Annotated in this window: 17 protein-coding genes; 14 read left to right on the forward strand and 3 right to left on the reverse strand. The window is 59.9% G+C overall.

From position 1 onward, the window contains the following. Positions 1–164: 164 nt before the first annotated feature. From ACA068_RS05905 to ACA068_RS05970, 14 genes are all read left to right on the forward strand, one after another. Positions 165–1,727: a methyl-accepting chemotaxis protein gene (locus tag ACA068_RS05905; protein WP_497310540.1), complete on the forward strand. Its 1,563-nt coding sequence runs from the start codon at positions 165–167 to the stop codon at positions 1,725–1,727. Further along, the gene (locus tag ACA068_RS05910) at positions 1,727–2,263 is read left to right on the forward strand and encodes a chemotaxis protein CheW (protein ID WP_497308337.1); all 537 of its coding nucleotides are present in this window, start codon (positions 1,727–1,729) and stop codon (positions 2,261–2,263) included. Before ACA068_RS05905 ends, ACA068_RS05910 begins: the two co-directional genes overlap by 1 nt. After that, positions 2,260–3,519 carry a CheR family methyltransferase gene (locus ACA068_RS05915; RefSeq protein WP_497308339.1) on the forward strand — a complete coding sequence of 420 codons (1,260 nt, stop codon included), beginning with the start codon at positions 2,260–2,262 and terminating at the stop codon, positions 3,517–3,519. Before ACA068_RS05910 ends, ACA068_RS05915 begins: the two co-directional genes overlap by 4 nt. Continuing rightward, positions 3,516–4,199 (forward strand): chemotaxis protein CheW, encoded by a 684-nt coding sequence (locus tag ACA068_RS05920; protein ID WP_497308341.1) that lies wholly within the window; start codon positions 3,516–3,518, stop codon positions 4,197–4,199. Before ACA068_RS05915 ends, ACA068_RS05920 begins: the two co-directional genes overlap by 4 nt. After that, a complete protein-coding gene (locus ACA068_RS05925; protein ID WP_497308343.1) occupies positions 4,196–6,490 on the forward strand; it encodes a hybrid sensor histidine kinase/response regulator in 2,295 nt (764 codons plus the stop codon). The genes ACA068_RS05920 and ACA068_RS05925 overlap by 4 nt, the downstream gene beginning before the upstream one ends. Beyond that, entirely contained in the window at positions 6,487–7,497 is a 1,011-nt protein-coding gene (locus ACA068_RS05930; protein WP_497308345.1) for a chemotaxis response regulator protein-glutamate methylesterase, read from the forward strand. Before ACA068_RS05925 ends, ACA068_RS05930 begins: the two co-directional genes overlap by 4 nt. 48 nt (positions 7,498–7,545) lie before the next feature. Next, positions 7,546–8,547: a diguanylate cyclase domain-containing protein gene (locus ACA068_RS05935; RefSeq protein ID WP_497308347.1), complete on the forward strand. Its 1,002-nt coding sequence runs from the start codon at positions 7,546–7,548 to the stop codon at positions 8,545–8,547. A 287-nt stretch (positions 8,548–8,834) separates the two neighbouring features. Next, a protein-coding gene (gene prfB / locus ACA068_RS05940; RefSeq protein WP_095920368.1) for a peptide chain release factor 2 occupies positions 8,835–9,930 on the forward strand; the annotation gives its coding sequence in 2 pieces (ribosomal slippage) (positions 8,835–8,906 and positions 8,908–9,930; 1,095 coding nt in all). A gap of 71 nt (positions 9,931–10,001) precedes the next feature. Next, positions 10,002–11,501: a lysine--tRNA ligase gene (lysS, locus tag ACA068_RS05945; protein ID WP_497308349.1), complete on the forward strand. Its 1,500-nt coding sequence runs from the start codon at positions 10,002–10,004 to the stop codon at positions 11,499–11,501. 102 nt (positions 11,502–11,603) lie between these two features. Next, a complete protein-coding gene (locus ACA068_RS05950) occupies positions 11,604–12,320 on the forward strand; it encodes a TetR/AcrR family transcriptional regulator (protein ID WP_497308351.1) in 717 nt (238 codons plus the stop codon). Positions 12,321–12,477: 157 nt separating this feature from the next. Next, the gene (locus ACA068_RS05955) at positions 12,478–13,044 is read left to right on the forward strand and encodes a hypothetical protein (protein WP_497308352.1); all 567 of its coding nucleotides are present in this window, start codon (positions 12,478–12,480) and stop codon (positions 13,042–13,044) included. A 36-nt stretch (positions 13,045–13,080) separates the two neighbouring features. Then, positions 13,081–14,358, forward strand: a complete 1,278-nt coding sequence (locus tag ACA068_RS05960; RefSeq protein WP_497308354.1) for a flavohemoglobin expression-modulating QEGLA motif protein — start codon at positions 13,081–13,083, stop codon at positions 14,356–14,358. 144 nt (positions 14,359–14,502) lie between these two features. Next, a complete protein-coding gene (locus ACA068_RS05965; RefSeq protein WP_497308355.1) occupies positions 14,503–15,417 on the forward strand; it encodes an alpha/beta hydrolase in 915 nt (304 codons plus the stop codon). Continuing rightward, complete coding sequence (locus ACA068_RS05970; protein WP_497297603.1) at positions 15,414–15,743, forward strand: PA3694 family proteiin; 330 nt, start codon at positions 15,414–15,416, stop codon at positions 15,741–15,743. Before ACA068_RS05965 ends, ACA068_RS05970 begins: the two co-directional genes overlap by 4 nt. A gap of 196 nt (positions 15,744–15,939) precedes the next feature. Here ACA068_RS05970 and lptF read toward each other — a convergent pair whose 3' ends face one another. The 3 genes from lptF to ACA068_RS05985 form a co-directional block, all read right to left on the reverse strand. Then, positions 15,940–16,728, reverse strand: a complete 789-nt coding sequence (gene lptF, locus ACA068_RS05975) for a lipotoxin F family OmpA-related lipoprotein LptF (RefSeq protein ID WP_497308357.1) — start codon at positions 16,726–16,728, stop codon at positions 15,940–15,942. Between the two features lie 56 nt (positions 16,729–16,784). Then, positions 16,785–17,198, reverse strand: coding sequence for a DUF4398 domain-containing protein (locus ACA068_RS05980; RefSeq protein WP_497308359.1), 414 nt, complete (start codon positions 17,196–17,198; stop codon positions 16,785–16,787). A 391-nt stretch (positions 17,199–17,589) separates the two neighbouring features. Beyond that, the gene (locus tag ACA068_RS05985) at positions 17,590–17,934 is read right to left on the reverse strand and encodes a pilin assembly protein (protein ID WP_462025727.1); all 345 of its coding nucleotides are present in this window, start codon (positions 17,932–17,934) and stop codon (positions 17,590–17,592) included. Between the last annotated feature and the right edge of the window lie 138 nt (positions 17,935–18,072).

Below are 18,072 nucleotides of genomic sequence, written 5' to 3' on the forward strand. Positions count from 1 at the left end.
GCCAATCCGTTGTCATCGCCATGAATAGTGGCATGACAGCCGTCTTATAAATGAAACACCCTCAGCTATACTCCGCAGCATTTGTACCGCCCCGAGGACTGACTGTGAAGAACTGGACGTTACGCCAACGCATCTTGGCGAGCTTTGCGGTGATTATCGCCATCATGTTGCTGATGGTCGTCGTGTCGTATTCCCGTTTACTGTCGATTGAGTCCAGTGAGAACGTTGTGCGCTCGGACAGTCTTCCCGGGATTCACTCCAGCTCCCTGATTCGCGGTGCCTGGGTCGATGATTACGTGCTGACCCAGCAACTGATAGGGCTGGGTGGCGGTCGGGGAATGACCCAGGCTGACAAGGATATGTACCAGGGTATTGAGGAAAGGCTGCAACGCTCGATGACCAGCTACCGGGGTACCATCTTCGAGAAAGATGATCAGGCAAGATTCGACGAGTTTGAAAAGCTGCACGATCAATATGACAAGCTGCTAGAAGTGGTACTCGATGCCTACCAGCATAAGGACGTCGAACAGGCCCGTCGCATATTCACCGAAGAGCTGACCCCAGCATGGGCTGCCGGCCGCAAACAGCTGGATGAACTCATTGAATTCAACAGGGAGGCGGCTGAAGCAGCCACTGACTCGATCATTTCATCGGTCGCGGTGGCGAAGCTGATCATGGGCATTTCGTTGCTGGTCGCAGTCATTAGTGCCGGGTTGTGTGGTCTTTTATTGATGCGCGCGATCATGGCGCCGATGAACCGCATTGTGCAGATCCTCGAAATAATGCGTACCGGCGATCTCAGCGGTCGTCTGAACCTGGCGCGCAAGGACGAATTCGGCGCCGTGGAAACCGGCTTCAACGACATGATGACCGAGCTGACGTCCCTGGTGTCCCAGGCCCAGCGTTCCTCGGTGCAGGTCACCACCTCGGTGACCGAGATCGCTGCCACCTCCAAGCAACAACAAGCCACCGCCACCGAAACCGCTGCCACGACCACCGAAATCGGCGCGACGTCCCGTGAAATCGCGGCCACCTCCCGTGATCTGGTGCGCACCATGACCGAAGTCTCCACCGCCGCCGATCAGGCCTCGGTAGCGGCCGGGTCCGGGCAGCAAGGCCTGGCGCGCATGGAGGAGACCATGCACTCGGTGATGGGCGCGGCCGATCTGGTCAATGCCAAACTGGCGATCCTCAACGAGAAGGCCGGCAACATCAACCAGGTGGTGGTGACCATCGTCAAAGTCGCCGACCAGACCAACCTCTTGTCGCTGAACGCTGCCATCGAAGCCGAAAAGGCTGGCGAATACGGGCGCGGGTTTGCCGTGGTCGCCACCGAAGTGCGGCGTCTGGCGGACCAGACCGCTGTGGCCACGTATGACATCGAGCAAATGGTCCGTGAGATCCAGTCGGCGGTGTCGGCCGGGGTCATGGGCATGGACAAGTTCTCTGAAGAAGTACGCCGCGGCATGTCCGAAGTGCAGCAGGTCGGTGAGCAGCTGTCGCAGATCATCCACCAGGTTCAGGCGCTGGCGCCGCGCGTGTTGATGGTCAACGAAGGCATGCAGGCGCAGGCCACCGGCGCCGAACAGATCAACCACGCGCTGGTGCAGTTGGGTGACGCCAGCAGCCAGACCGTCGAGTCCCTGCGCCAGGCCAGTTTCGCGATTGACGAGCTGAGCCAGGTGGCCGTAGGGCTGCGGGGCGGCGTCTCGCGATTCAAAGTCTGATGAGCGAACTCGCGGCCAAACGCAGCGCGGTGATGCCGGCAAAGCACGCGTTGTTTCTGCTGTTTCGCATCGGCAACGAGCGTTATGCCTTGCAGGCGCGCGAAGTGGCCGAGGTGCTGCCGCGTCTGCCATTGAAGCCGATTGCCAAGGCGCCGGACTGGGTCGCCGGGGTGTTCGCCTATCGCGGCGCGGTGGTGCCGGTGATCGACCTCAGCGCGCTGACCTTTGGCGAACCGGCGCAATCGCGCACCAGCACACGGCTGGTGCTGGTGCACTATTGGCCGGATGAGCAGACGCCTTCAAAGTTACTCGGGCTGATTCTGGAACAGGCCACCGACACCTTGCGCTGCAACCCGGCGGATTTTAAACCCTACGGCCTGGACAATCGCCAGGCGCCCTACCTGGGGCCGGTCCGTGAAGATGCCCAAGGCTTGCTGCAATGGGTGCGAGTGGCCGATCTGCTCGATGAAAAGGTGCGCGCGCTGCTGTTTCCTTCGCCACCGCTGGACCCGGCATCGCTTGAGGAACAGCCATGAGCAGCGATCAGCGGTTTTTCGATTTCCTCAAGGAACGCATCGGCCTCGACGTGACGTCGGTGGGGCCGGCGATCATCGAGCGCGCGCTGCGCCAGCGCAGCACCGCCTCCAGGGCGCTGACGGCCGATGAGTATTGGCACACGTTGCAAGGTTCGCAGGACGAACAGCAGGCGCTGATCGAAGCGGTGATCGTTCCCGAGACCTGGTTTTTCCGCTACCCGGAGTCCTTCGCCACCCTGGCGAAGCTGGCCAGTAAACGACTGGCTGAGATCAACAACATGCGCGCACTGCGGATCCTCAGCCTGCCGTGTTCGACGGGCGAGGAGCCGTACTCTATCGCCATGGCCTTGCTCGATGCCGGATTCAAGCCGCATCAGTTCAAAGTCGAAGGCATGGACGTCAGCCCGCTGTCGGTGGAAAAAGCCAAGCGTGCGCTGTACGGCAAGAATTCATTTCGTGGCCAGGACATCGAATTTCGCGAGCGGCATTTCACGGCCGAAGAAGACGGCTACCGCCTTAGCGAGCGAGTGCTCGATCAGGTGCGTTTGCAGGTCGGCAATCTGCTGGATCCGGCGCTGCTGGCCAGCGAGCCACCCTATGATTTTGTGTTCTGCCGCAACCTGCTGATCTATTTCGATCTGCCCACCCAGCAGCAAGTCTTCGAAGTGCTCAAGCGCCTGACCCATGTCGACGGCGTGCTGTTTATCGGTCCGGCCGAAGGCAGCTTGCTTGGTCGTTTCGGCATGCGCTCGATTGGCATCCCGCAGTCTTTTGCCTTCAGTCGCCAGAGTGCGCCCGAGCCTCTGCCAGTCTTTGTTCCGACACCGCTGCCAGTGCGTCAGCCGGTGCGCAGCGTGACACCGCCGCCGGTGCGCAATCGTCCGTTCGCAACCCTCACACCGCCGGCCGTCACGCCAAAAGCTTCGGACGCTACCGCCTTGCTGGCCAACATCGCGGCCCTCGCCAACGAAGGCAAAAGTGCCGAAGCCCGCGCCGCCTGCGAAGGCTATTTGCGCAGCCACGAGCCGGTGGCCCAAGTGTTTTATTGGCTGGGACTGCTCAGCGATGTCGCCGGCCGAGTCCTCGAGGCCCAGGGTTTTTATCGCAAGGCGCTGTACCTCGAACCGCAACACCCTGACGCGTTGATGCACTTGGCCGCCTTGCTGCAATCCCAGGGCGACACGGCGGGTGCGAAAAGATTGCAAGACCGCGCCGCCCGCAGCGAACGCGCCGCCGACAGTGAGCGTAAACGATGACCGCCTCCGACTCCTTGAACCTCACCCATAAAGATGCCCAGGCCATCGATGACTGCTGGAACCGCATTGGGATCCACGGCGACAAGTCCTGCCCGCTGCTGATCGAACACATTCACTGCCGTAATTGCGCGGTGTATTCCGCCGCGGCTACGCGCTTGCTCGACCGCTACGCCTTGCAACAAGACGATCGCGAGCAGGTCTCGGTGGCGGTCGAAATCGACGTGAAAACCCGCTCGCTGCTGATGTTTCGTCTCGGCGAAGAATGGCTGGGCCTGGCCACTCGCAGCCTGGTCGAAGTGGCACCGCTGCAAGCGATTCATTCGTTGCCGCACCAGCGCTCCCGGGCCCTGCTCGGCGTGGCGAATGTGCGCGGTGCGTTGGTGGCGTGCCTGTCGCTGGTCGAACTGCTCGGTCTCGATGGCTCCGGCAGCGTGGTGTCTGGCGCACGCGTGATGCCGAGGATGCTGATCATTGCCGCCCACGGCGGGCCAGTAGTGGTGCCGGTGGACGAAGTGGACGGGATTCATGCCATCGACGAGCGTATCCTCGATGCCGCGTCGCAATCCGGTACCCAGGCCAGCGCCAAGTTCACCCGTGGCGTGTTGCCATTCAAGGGTCGCAGCCTGCGGTGGCTGGATGAAGAACAGCTGTTGTCCGCCGTGACCCGGAGCCTCACATGACCCCCGAGCAAATGCGCGACGCCTCGTTGCTGGAGCTGTTCAGCCTCGAAGCCGAAGCCCAGACCCAGGTGCTGAGCGCAGGTCTTCTGGCGCTGGAACGCGACCCGACCCAGGCCGATCACCTCGAATCGTGCATGCGCGCCGCTCACTCGCTCAAAGGTGCGGCGCGGATTGTCGGGGTTGATGCCGGCGTGAGCGTCGCCCATGTGATGGAAGATTGCCTGGTCAGCGCGCAGGAAGGGCGCCTGTACCTGCGGCCCGAGCACATTGACGCCTTGCTGCAAGGCACTGATTTGCTGATGCGCATTGCGACGCCCAACAACAATTCCGTTGCGGCGGAGATCGAGGCCTATCTGGTATTGATGGCGCGGTTGCTCGATCCGCTGGCGCTGGCCGCGCCGATCAGCACGCCGATCGCCCCGTTCATGACCGAGTCCGAGCGGGAGCCCGAAGCGCCCGCACCACTGGTCGAAGAGTTGGTTCCGGCCGCCGAACCTCCACCCGCAGAACCCCCGAAAAAGCCCCGGCGCACCACCGAAAACGGCGAACGCGTACTGCGCGTCACGGCCGAACGTTTGAACAGCCTGCTCGACCTGTCGAGCAAATCCCTGGTCGAAACCCAGCGACTCAAGCCGCACTTGGCCACGATGCAACGCCTCAAGCGCATGCAGAACAATGGCCTGCGGGCGCTGGAAAACCTCAACGTCCATCTCAAAGAGCATGCCTTGAGCCTCGAAGCCCAGGAAGCTCTGGGCGATGCCCGTCGGCTGCTGGCCGAGGCGCAACAAATGCTGGTGGAAAAAAACGCAGAACTGGATGAGTTTGCCTGGCACGCCAGTCAGCGAGCGCAAGTCTTGTACGACACCGCGCTGGCCTGTCGCATGCGGCCGTTTGCCGACGTGTTGACGGGGCAAGTGCGCATGGTCCGCGACCTCGGTCGCAGCCTCGGTAAACAGGTGCGGCTGGAGATCGAGGGCGAGAAAACCCAGGTCGATCGCGACGTCCTGGAAAAGCTCGAAGCGCCGCTGACGCACTTATTGCGCAACGCCGTCGATCACGGCATCGAGTCCCCCGAGCAACGCTTGCTCGCTGGCAAGCCCGAAGAAGGGTTGATTCGGCTGCGCGCCTCCCATCAAGCCGGTCTGCTGGTGCTGGAGTTGAGCGATGACGGTCACGGCGTCGATCTGGAAAAGGTCCGCAGCAGCATCATCTCGCGGCAGTTATCCCCCGCCGAAACCGCTGCCCAGTTGAGCGAAGAAGAGCTGCTGACCTTCTTGTTTCTGCCGGGTTTCAGCCTGCGCGACACGGTCACCGAAGTGTCCGGGCGCGGCGTCGGCCTGGACGCGGTTCAGCACATGGTCCGTCAGTTACGCGGCGCGGTGGTGCTGGAGCAGACGGCAGGCGAGGGCAGCCGCTTTCACCTCGAAGTGCCGCTGACACTGTCGGTGGTGCGCAGTCTGGTGGTGGAGGTCGGTGACGAGGCGTATGCGTTTCCGCTGGCGCACATCGAACGCATGTGCGATCTGGAACCGGCGGACATCGTCCAGGTCGAAGGGCGTCAGCACTTCTGGCACGAAGGTCGGCATGTCGGGCTGGTCGCCGCCAGTCAGCTGTTGCAGCGCCCGGCGAGCACAAGTAGTCAGCAAACCCTGAAAGTCGTGGTGATCCGCGAGCGCGAGGCGGTTTACGGGGTGGCGGTCGAGCGGTTTATCGGCGAGCGGACTTTGGTCGTACTGCCGCTGGACGAACGTCTGGGCAAGGTGCAGGACATTTCCGCCGGGGCCTTGCTCGACGACGGGTCGGTGGTGCTGATCGTCGACGTTGAAGACATGCTGCGCTCGGTGGACAAACTGCTCAACACCGGGCGGCTGGAGCGGATTGCCCGTCAGGGCAGCCAGGCCGTAGAAGCGGCCCGTAAACGGATTCTGGTGGTCGACGATTCGTTGACCGTTCGCGAATTGCAGCGCAAGTTGCTGCTCAATCGTGGTTACGACGTGGCCGTGGCGGTCGACGGTATGGATGGCTGGAACGCACTGCGTTCGGAGGATTTCGATCTGCTGATTACCGACATTGATATGCCGCGCATGGACGGCATCGAACTGGTGTCTTTACTGCGCCAGGACAATCGCCTGCAATCGCTGCCGGTGATGGTGGTGTCCTATAAAGATCGCGAAGAAGACCGTCGTCGTGGACTGGACGCCGGAGCCGACTATTATCTAGCCAAAGCCAGTTTTCATGACGATGCCCTGCTTGATGCAGTGGTTGAGCTCATAGGAGGAGCGCGGGCATGAAAATAGCGATCGTCAACGACATGCCCATGGCGGTGGAGGCCCTGCGCCGCGCCCTGGCATTCGAACCGGCGCATGAAGTGGTCTGGGTTGCCGGCAATGGCGCTGAAGCGGTGCAGCGTTGCGCCGAACATACGCCGGACCTGATCCTGATGGACCTGATCATGCCGGTGATGGACGGCGTCGAGGCCACCCGGCGGATCATGGCCGAAACCCCGTGCGCCATTGTCATCGTCACGGTCGACCGGCAGCAGAACGTGCACCGGGTGTTCGAGGCCATGGGCCACGGTGCGCTGGATGTGGTCGACACTCCGGCCCTCGGGGCGGGCAATGCCCAGGAGGCGGCGGCGCCGTTGTTGCGCAAGATCATTAACATTGGCTGGCTGATTGGTGACAAGGGCAATCGAGAGCGATCGGTCCCCAGTCCGCTGCGCAGCTCGGCCTCGCGCCAGCGCCTGGTTGCAATTGGCTCCTCGGCAGGCGGGCCAGCCGCACTGGAAGTCTTGCTCAAGGGCCTGCCACGGGATTTTTCGGCGGCCATCGTGCTGGTGCAGCATGTGGACCAGGTATTCGCCGCCGGCATGGCCGAATGGCTCAGCAGCGCCAGCGGCCTGAATGTGCGCCTGGCCCAGGAAGGTGAGCCGCCGCTGGCCGGCACGGTGTTGCTGGCGGGCACCAATCACCATATTCGCTTGTTGAAAAACGGCACGCTGGCCTACACCGCCGAACCGGTCAACGAGATCTATCGGCCCTCGATCGATGTGTTTTTCGAGAGCGTGGCCAGTTACTGGAACGGCGATGCCGTGGGGGTTTTGCTCACCGGCATGGGGCGCGACGGCGCGCAGGGGCTTAAACTCATGCGCCAACAGGGCTACTTGACCATCGCTCAGGACCAACACAGCAGTGCGGTGTACGGAATGCCGAAAGCGGCAGCGGCCATCGACGCTGCCGTGGAAGTTCGCCCACTGGACAAGATAGCGCCACGATTGCTGGAGATTTTCCCAAAATGAAGACTTTTCACAGCAATCCTGGCGCAGGCAGTATTCAGGTGACCGCACATGACTGACTTACAGCTCGACGACTTCAAGACCAACGAAAACGCCGCCATGGTGTTGTTGGTGGATGATCAGGCGATGATCGGCGAGGCGGTGCGTCGCGGGTTGTCGAACGAAGTCAATATCGACTTCCACTTCTGCGCCGACCCGCATCAGGCCATCGCGCAGGCGATCCGCATCAAACCGACAGTGATCCTGCAGGACCTGGTGATGCCCGGTCTGGACGGCCTGAGCCTGGTGCGTGAATACCGTAACCATCCGGCGACCAAAAACATTCCGATCATTGTCCTGTCGACCAAGGAAGACCCGCTGATCAAGAGCGCGGCGTTTGCTGCCGGGGCCAATGATTACCTGGTCAAGCTGCCGGACAACATCGAACTGGTGGCGCGCATTCGCTATCACTCGCGTTCCTACATGACGCTGCTGCAGCGCGATGCGGCCTACCGCGCTTTGCGGGTCAGCCAGCAGCAGTTGCTCGACACCAACCTGGTGTTGCAGCGGTTGATGAACTCCGACGGCTTGACCGGGCTGTCGAATCGCCGGCATTTCGACGAATACCTGGAGCTGGAATGGCGCCGGTCGCTACGTGATCAGAGTCAACTGTCGCTGCTGATGATTGATGTCGACTACTTCAAGTCCTACAACGACAGCTTCGGCCACCTCGAAGGCGATGAAGCCCTGCGCAAAGTCGCGACCGCGATTCGCGACGCGAGCGCCCGACCGTCGGACCTGCCCGCCCGTTACGGGGGTGAAGAGTTTGTTTTGGTGCTGCCCAACACCACGCCGGGCGGCGCGCGGCTGGTGGCGGAAAAACTACGGCTCACCGTGGAAGCGCTGAAGATTCCGCACATTTTCCCCAGCGAAGGCTCAAGCCTGACCATCAGCATCGGACTGTCGACCATGATCCCGCAGCCGGGCAGTGACTGCCGGCAATTGATCTCGGCGGCGGACAAGGGGCTGTACCTGGCGAAGAACAATGGGCGCAATCAGGTGGGCATCGAATAACCCGATGCTTCCTGTAGCAGCTGCCGAGCAGCGCGAGGCTGCGTTCGGCGGCGAAACCGTCGTAAATTCAGGCAGCGCAGTCTTTCAGGTAAACCGCATGCAAAGAATTGACGAGGACTGCGTCCTCGAACGCAGCCTCGCAGGCTCGGCAGCTGCTACAAGTGTCAGCCTCTACATCACAATCAGCCAAAACCATTCGCCCTAAAGCCGCCAGGCGGGCTGCCGTGACAGCATGATTGCGTTATACTCGCCGGCTTTCAAAAGTTCGCCAACGAGTGCTGCCCGCCATGGAAATCAACCCGATCCTTAACAGTATCAAGGACCTGTCCGAGCGCTCCGAAACTATTCGGGGGTATCTTTGACTACGATCAAAAGCATGAGCGTCTGACTGAAGTCAATCGCGAGCTTGAAGATCCGTCTGTCTGGAACAACCCGTCTTACGCTCAGGAACTGGGCCGCGAGCGGTCGCTGCTGGCTCAGATCGTCGAAACCCTCGACGAAATGCACAGCGGTCTGGCCGACGCCAAAGATTTGCTACTGATGTCCGCCGAAGAAGAAGACCAGGCCGCCGTCGATGACGTCGCTGCCGAAGTCGAGCGACTGCGCGAGTCGCTGGAAAAACTCGAATTCCGTCGCATGTTCAGCGGTGAGATGGACGCCAACAACGCCTACCTGGACATCCAGGCCGGCTCCGGCGGTACCGAGGCCCAGGACTGGGCCAACATCCTGCTGCGCATGTACCTGCGCTGGGCTGACAAACGCGGTTTCGACGCGACCATCATGGAACTGTCGGCCGGTGAAGTCGCCGGGATCAAGGGCGCCACGGTCCACATCAAGGGCGAATACGCCTTTGGCTGGCTGCGCACCGAGATCGGCGTGCACCGTCTGGTGCGCAAGAGCCCGTTCGACTCCGGCAACCGCCGCCACACCTCGTTCTCGGCCGTGTTCGTGTCGCCGGAAATCGATGACAACATCGAAATCGACATCAACCCGTCGGACCTGCGCATCGACACCTACCGCTCCTCGGGTGCCGGTGGTCAGCACGTAAACACCACTGACTCGGCCGTGCGTATTACTCACGTTCCGACCAACACTGTGGTCAGCTGCCAGAACGAACGCTCCCAGCACGCCAACAAAGACACCGCGATGAAAATGTTGCGGGCGCGCTTGTACGAGCAGGAAGTGCAGAAACGCAACGCCGCCTCCCAGGCCCTGGAAGACACCAAGTCCGACATCGGCTGGGGTCACCAGATTCGCTCTTACGTGCTCGATGCGTCGCGAATCAAGGATTTGCGCACTAACATCGAACGCAGTGACTGCGACAAGGTACTCGACGGCGATATCGACGAATACCTGGTGGCAAGCCTGAAACAAGGGCTGTAAACCGTCAGTCAAGACCTTAAGTCCCCTGCCCTCGGTGGGGGCAACGAACCTGTGATGGAATTTTTAAAGACATGAGCGACCTACAAATCGACCAGGCCCTGCAACAGGAAGAAAACTCCCTGATCGCCCTGCGCAAGGAAAAGCTTGCTGCCGAGCGCGCCAAGGGCAATGCCTTCCCCAACGACTTCCGCCGCGACAACTACTGCGAAGACTTGCAGAAACAGTACGCGGACAAGACCAAGGAAGAGCTGGCAGAGGCTGCTATTCCGGTCAAGGTTGCCGGTCGCATCATGCTCAACCGTGGTTCGTTCATGGTGATCCAGGACATGACCGGGCGCATCCAGGTCTACGTCAACCGTAAGACCCTGTCCGAAGACACCCTGGCCGCGGTCAAAACCTGGGACATGGGCGACATCATCGCCGCCGTTGGCACCCTGGCCCGTTCCGGCAAGGGCGACCTGTACGTTGAAATGACCGAAGTGCGCCTGCTGACCAAGTCGCTGCGCCCGCTGCCGGACAAGCATCACGGCCTGACCGACACCGAACAGCGCTACCGTCAGCGCTACGTTGACCTGATCGTCAACGAAGAGGTACGCCAGACGTTCCGCGTTCGTTCGCAAGTGATTGCGCACATCCGCAGCTTCCTGATGAAGCGCGACTTCCTCGAAGTCGAAACGCCGATGCTGCAAACCATTCCGGGCGGCGCGGCGGCCAAGCCATTCGAGACGCACCACAACGCGCTGGACATGGAAATGTTCCTGCGTATCGCGCCTGAGCTGTACCTCAAGCGCCTGGTTGTCGGCGGCTTCGAGAAAGTGTTCGAGATCAACCGCAATTTCCGTAACGAAGGCGTTTCGACTCGTCACAACCCTGAATTCACCATGTTGGAGTTCTACCAGGCTTACGCCGACTACGAAGACAACATGGACCTGACCGAAGAACTGTTCCGCGAACTGGCACAGCTGGTTCTGGGCAGCACCGACGTGCCGTATGGCGACAAAGTGTTCCACTTCGGCGAACCGTTCGTGCGTCTGTCGGTGTTCGACTCGATCCTCAAGTACAACCCTGAGCTGACCGCTGACGACCTGACCGACATCGACAAGGCTCGCGCCATCGCCAAGAAGGCCGGCGCCAAGGTGCTGGGCTTCGAAGGTCTGGGCAAGTTGCAGGTGATGATTTTCGAAGAACTGGTCGAGCACAAGCTGGAGCAGCCGCACTTCATCACCCAGTACCCGTTCGAAGTGTCGCCGCTGGCCCGTCGTAACGACGACAACCCGAACGTCACTGACCGTTTCGAACTGTTCATCGGTGGCCGTGAAATCGCCAATGCCTACTCCGAGTTGAACGACGCGGAAGACCAGGCCGAGCGTTTCATGGCGCAGGTGGCCGACAAGGACGCGGGCGACGACGAAGCCATGCACTACGACGCCGACTTCGTTCGCGCGCTGGAGTACGGCATGCCGCCAACGGCCGGTGAAGGGATCGGTATCGACCGCCTGGTGATGTTGTTGACCAACTCACCGTCGATCCGCGACGTGATCCTGTTCCCGCACATGCGGCCGCAAGCGTAAGTGTTTCAATAAAAAAGCCGCCTATAACAGGCGGCTTTTTATTGCCTGTCTGGTACAAACGTATCAAATGGTTACTTTTGAAGTAAGAGAGGAAGACCTGTCGTGAACCGTGCAATGGCTCAAGAGGGTGCAGCGGGTGTCGCCACTGCAGTCGCTGAAAGTGTTCAGTACCAGGGCCGCAAGGCCAGCCGACAGGGCAGCGAGCAGCGTCGACAGGACATTCTCGATGCGGCAATGCGCATTGTCGTGCGTGATGGCGTGCGGGCCGTGCGTCACCGTGCGGTGGCAGCCGAGGCCGGTGTGCCGCTGTCGGCCACCACTTACTACTTCAAGGATATTGATGACTTGCTCACCGATACCTTCGCCCAATACGTGGAACGCAGCGCCGCGTTCATGGCCAAGTTGTGGGTGAACAACGAGGGCCTGCTGCGCGAGATGGTGGTCAGCGGCGACGGCAGCCCCGAGTCGCGCTCGCAGCTGGCGGACGACATTGCGCGGTTGATGGCGGACTATGTTCACCGGCAACTGATCAACCGCCGCGAACACTTGATGGCGGAACAGGCGTTCCGCCAGGAAGCGTTGCTGAACCCGCGCCTGGCGCTGTTGGTACGGTCACATCAGCAGATTCTGCTACAGGGTACGTGCCAGCTTTTCCAGGTATTGGGTTCGCGCGAACCGCAACAGGATGCCAAGGTGTTGACGGCGATTATCGGACGGATGGAATATCAGGGCCTGCTCAACGACGCCGAGCCTGTCGCCGAAGCCGAAATGCTCGGTATCCTGACCCGCTACATGCATTTGGTATTGGCGTCGGTGTAAATCCTGCAGGGCACTCGACCCTGTAGGAGCGAGGCTTGCCCGCGAAGGCGGTTTAACATTCAACATATGTGTTGACTGACACAACGCCTTCGCGGGCAAGCCTCGCTCCTACAGGTTCGGTGACCATTCGGGGCTGTGTGTTCATAGGGAGTGTTGAATGAAAGCCTGGCGTGTCGTTGTGATCGCCTTGTCGTTCCTGCTGCTAAGTGGCTGTCTGGTGACCTTCCGGGACCCGCTGCCCGCCAGCGACCCCGCGCCCAAAGGTTTGCTCGGCAAATGGACCAGCACCAACGCCTGGGGCGAGCCGATGAATCTGGAGTTGACCCGTCTGAGCGACAATCGCTACCAGGCGGTCAGCTACTTCAAGGCCAAACCCAAAGAGCGCGAAGCCTACCCCTTTACGGTGTCACGCCATGGCAGCCGCTGGTACCTGTCGGCGAAAGTGCCGGCGCAATTCGGTGGGCATTTCATCATTGCCGGGTTTGAACTCACCGATAAGCACGAATTGGTGGTCTACAACCTCGATCTCGAGCAGATCAATCAAGTCCTCGGACAAGAAGCCCTGAGCGGTGAAGTCTTCCAGACCGATGATGGTGACGGTGTCTTGATCAACAACAGCATGGACCAGGTCTTTGCTTACCTCGATGATCCGGCCAATTCCGATGTCTTCGTCGAGGCGGTGCGTTATCAGCGCCTGGCCAAAGCCAAAGCTAAAGTTAAATAAAGCCAGCACCTAACGGTTTTACTACAGGAGTTTCGGGTGGACGATTACCAGCAGACGATACGCATTTTGTCCGATCGCATTGTGCTGGCGCAGACGCCGATTCGCGTCCTCGATGCGGTCAAGTGGGACGACAACATCCGCAAGGGTTTCCTCAAGGCCAAGGGCAAGGAAATGCCGGCCGTTGACCGCGACTATTACCTCAATCGGCCGCTGTCGTTCGATTCCAGCAAAGTGAAACTGGAATTCCAGAACATCGAGCGTGACATCACCCGTCAGCTCGGCCAGTTCAACCCGGTCGGCCAGATCATGCGGCGCATGTGCAAGGAATACCGGATGGTGGTGCGCATGCTTGAAGCGCGCGGCACCGAGGATTTCGGCCTGATTTCCCAGGAGTTGTACGGCGCTGCGTCCGACGCGTTCCATGCCGGCGACCCGACCCTGTCCGACCTCGGCCTGATGCTCTCCGATTATCTGAACAACATCGATGGCCGGGGTGACCTGAAGGACGAGCCGAAAATCCTTACCGCCAAGGAGGCCGTGCATTTATTGCAAACCCGGCTGAGCAAAGTATTTGGCGAGGCGGAAGAAACCATTCGCGTGTTCGAGTCCGACGGCATTGTCGCCGATGCGGCGGCCGGCGCCGACTACATCAAGATCCGCACCGATGCGATGTTCAACGAACGTGACGTGCGCGCCCTGGAAGTTCATGAAGGGCTGGTACACGTCGGCACCACGCTCAACGGGCTGAACCAGCCGATCTGCACCTTCCTGTCCAAAGGCCCGCCGTCGTCGACGGTGACCCAGGAAGGGCTGGCGATCCTGATGGAAATCATCACCTTCGCGTCCTACCCGAGCCGCCTGCGCAAACTGACCAACCGCACCCGGGCCATTCACATGGTGGAGGAGGGCGCGGACTTCTTGCAGGTCTTCGAATTCTTCCGCGAGCAAGGCTTCGAAATGCCGGAAAGCTACGGCAACGCCAGCCGGGTGTTCCGTGGTTCGGTGCCGACCGGCCTGCCATTTACCAAAGACTTGTCCTACCTCAAGGGCTTTATCATGGTTTACAACTACATTCAGTTGGCCGTGCGTAAAGGCAAGCTTGAGCAGATTCCGCTGCTGTTTTGCGGCAAGACCACGCTGGAAGACATGCGTACCTTGCGTCAGTTAGTGGATGAAGGGCTGGTGGTGCCACCGAAGTATTTGCCGGATCAGTTCCGCGACCTGAATGCACTGTCGGCGTGGATGTGCTTCTCCAACTTCCTCAACCACCTGAGCCTGGACCGGATCGAAGCGGATTACTCCAACATTTTGTGATCACCAAATCCCCCTGTGGGAGCGAGCCTGCTCGCGATGGCTGTGTGTCAGACAACAGAAGTGTTGAATGTTAAACCGCATCGCGAGCAGGCTCGCTCCCACATTTGTTCGGTGTTTCAACCCATTTTCGCGAGGTTTCATAGGATGAGAATCCTCGGCATCGTCTGCCTTCTCCTGACCCTCGGCGGTTGCAGCTCCCTGCTGTTCTACCCCGAACCCGGCCAACTGTTCACTCCGGAAAAAGCCAAACTCGACTACCACGAAGTGACCCTGACCACTGCCGATGGCCTCAGGTTGAACGGTTGGTGGCTGCCGGCGAAAAAGGGTGTCGAGGTCAAGGGCACGGTGCTGCATCTGCACGGCAACGGCGGCAATCTGCCGATGCATCTGGGCGGGAGTTGGTGGTTGCCGGAGGAAGGTTATCAAGTGTTGCTGATCGATTATCGCGGGTACGGTTTGTCCGAAGGTGAACCAAGTCTGCCGGCGATCTATCAGGACATTGACGCCGCGTTTAAATGGCTCGATCAGGCCCCCGAGGTCAAAGGAAAGCCGCTGATCCTGCTCGGCCAGAGCCTTGGTGGTTCAATGGCCGTGCATTATCTGGTTCAACATCCTGAGCGCCAGAAACAACTCAAGGCTTTCGTCCTCGACGGCGTGCCGGCCAGTTATCGCAGCATCGGCCAATTCGCGCTGAGCAATTCCTGGCTGACCTGGGCGTTCCAGGTGCCGCTTTCGTGGCTGGTGCCGGACGGCGACAGCGCGATCCACTCCATGGCGCAGCTCAATGGCGTGCCGAAACTGATCTACCACAGCATCGACGATCCGATCGTGCCCCTTTCCAACGGCATCCGTCTGTATCAAGCTGCGCCGCCGCCGCGAGTGCTGCAATTGACCCGTGGAGGACATGTGCAGACATTTGCCGACCCGGTCTGGCGCAAGGTCATGCTGCGTTATCTCGACGACCCGCAGCATTTCAACGGCCTGCGCCGGTTGGGTGAAATCCCCAATTACCCGGCACCCCCGAATTCAGAAGATGAACCACCAGAGAGTCCGCAATGAGTGAAGAACGTAACGCCATCCCGCTGATCATCACCGGTATCTGCAGCATCCTCGGCACGGTGGGTGCCCTGTGGTACTACGGCTACCTGCACTTCGCCAAACCGGAAGATGCGCTGCTGCTCAGCGACTTCACCATGATCAAGACCGTGCCGGGAGAGGACTACAAGGTCTCCCTGGAGCCTGCCTCGCAAGTGGCCCAATGCATCGACGGCGTACTGGTGATGTTCGACACCGAACAAAAAGGCCTGACGGGCGTACTGGTCAACAACAAGAAAAAAGCCGTGCGCTGCATGGGCGAAGAAACTCCGCAAAAACTCGAGCAGTAACCCAGTCCTGCATTCACTGAAGATCCCTTGTAGGAGTGAGCCTGCTCGCGATAACGGTGTGTCAGACAACAGAAGTGTTGAATGTTAAACCGCAATCGCGAGCAGGCTCGCTCCCACAGGGGTTGAGTGATCTGCAGACATAAAAAGCCCCGCCTGATCGACTCAGGCGGGGCTTTTGTGTTTCAGCGGGGGAAGCTTAGTTCGAGCTGACGGCCGAACGGGGGATCACGGGCTGGTTGTCGTTGGAAATGGTCACTTCCACACGACGGTTCATCGCACGACCCGAGGTGCTGGTGTTTTCCGCAACCGGATATTCCTTGCCGTAACCCTGCGCAACGACGCGCGCTGGATCAACACCCATTTTTACCAGTGCCATGCGCACCGAGCCGGCACGACGCTCGGACAGCGACTGGTTGTGGCTCGCAGTGCCGGTGCTGTCGGTGTAACCCTCGACGATCACTTTGCGATCCGGGTTTTCCGAGAGAAATTGCGCCAGTTTGTTGATATCCACCAAACCGCTGGATTTCAGGTCAGCACGGTCGGTAGCGAACAGCACGTCACCGAAGGTCACCAGCGTACCGCGATCGGTCTGCTTGGCGTTGAGGCTGTCCTGCAACTGCTTGATTTGCTGATCGCGAGCATCGAGACGGGCCTGGGCACGTTGCGCCGCCGCGTTTTTCAGGTTGGCCTCGGCGGTGCGCAGGGCGATGGTCTGCTTTGCCACTTCAACACGTTGATTGGCCAGATAGGCCAGTTGGTCGACCTCGTTCTGATCTTTCTTGTCCTGGTAAGCCTTGTCGGCCTTGTCCAGGTAATCGCTGGCGTCTTTGGTTTCCAGTGCAGCTACTTTGCTGGCTTGCGGGTTGACTTGCAGGCCGCTGTAGTTGGTGCGGGCCTGTTCCAGGTTCGCGTTAGGCGGGGTGGAGCAGGCAGCCAGTGCAACGCTTGCGGCCAGGAGAGCGGGGATCATCAATTGTGTACGCATAATAATTCGTCCTTTCTATCGATAAGAGCTTCAGGTCTGTGGGTCTGGACGCGCGCTTACTGCACGGTGCGCTGGCTTTCCTGACGCAGTTCCTGAACCCCTTTCTGAGAGTCCTTCACAGCCTGTTCGGCTTTCATCGCCTGAGCTTTGCGTTCGGCTACGCGAGCGTCCCACTCAGCTTGTTCGGCCAGCACTTTGGCCTCGGCATACTTTTTGTCGTGCATGGCGATTTCGGCTTGTTTGAGCTTGTCCTGCGCGGATTTCATTTCAACGGCGGCGAACTCGGTGCCGCCGGCGCTGACGGCGCCATTCACAGCCGATTGGGTCACGGCGAATTGCTCGGTCGGCGGATTGCCGGCACAACCGGCCAGTACAAAGCTGCTGCCGATTGCCAGGGCAGCCAGTTTCAGACCGCGCAGGTGGGTGAACGAGGATTTGGCAGTTCGGGTCTTCATGGTCTTCAACTCCATTGGTATAACTCCTGAAAAACTTAAAAATCCATGCTGGGCAAGGAGCCGTAACCGTCAATTTCCGGGGTGTTTTGAAACGGCCGTCCCAGGCGTGGTTAATGGCTGTGACCCGAGGGGTTTTTCAAAAGTTCAGAGAAGATGGCCTATCGCCCGAAAATACTTTGACCGAACGGACAAGTCTCTAAATCGGGAACTTTGGCGATGTGCAGCGGTATTCCCGAACTTTTCAAGGTCTGGGAGCACGCAATTATCGAAGGGATATGCAGGTCAATGTAGGAGCGAGCCTGCTCGCGAAGCGGTGTGTCAGCCAACAGAAATGTTGACTGTTCAACCGCAATCGTCGGAACGCCGCCCGGAGCCGGCTCGCTTCTACAGGTTCATATCGGGGGAATCAGTGTTTCTGCTTGTCATTACCGGATGACAAATCGTGCAAGTGACGACGGGACAATGCGAGAAAACGCGGGGTCGGGCCGACGTCTTCGTACAGTGGATCACCTTCTTCATCGGTGGCCACCACGGTCGATCCTTTCACGTAGGGAAAGCTCTTCTCGAGCTCTTCCAGTGCGGCGCCGATCAGTTCGCCCAGCAGTTCTTCGGGCTGGCGTTTGGGGTACATCTCGGTAATCGCCGCCAGCCGTGCTGCCGCTTCCATGTCCAGATGAATCCTGTAACCGGTGTCGGTCAGGCGACCCTTGGCGTTTTCTTCCCAATGCAGGGCAAGTTCGCGGATTTTCATAAAAACCTCATTTCGCTCCTGCTCGTGGCAGGCGTGTGAGTGTCCGCCATCGGTCGGCGGCAAGCCGTTGTACGGCTTACTCTTCAGACTAGCTCGAACCCATAAGGTTTACCGTCCCTTCGTCGTCTGCTTGTAAGA

The organism is Pseudomonas sp. LBUM1660 (assembly GCF_059695935.1).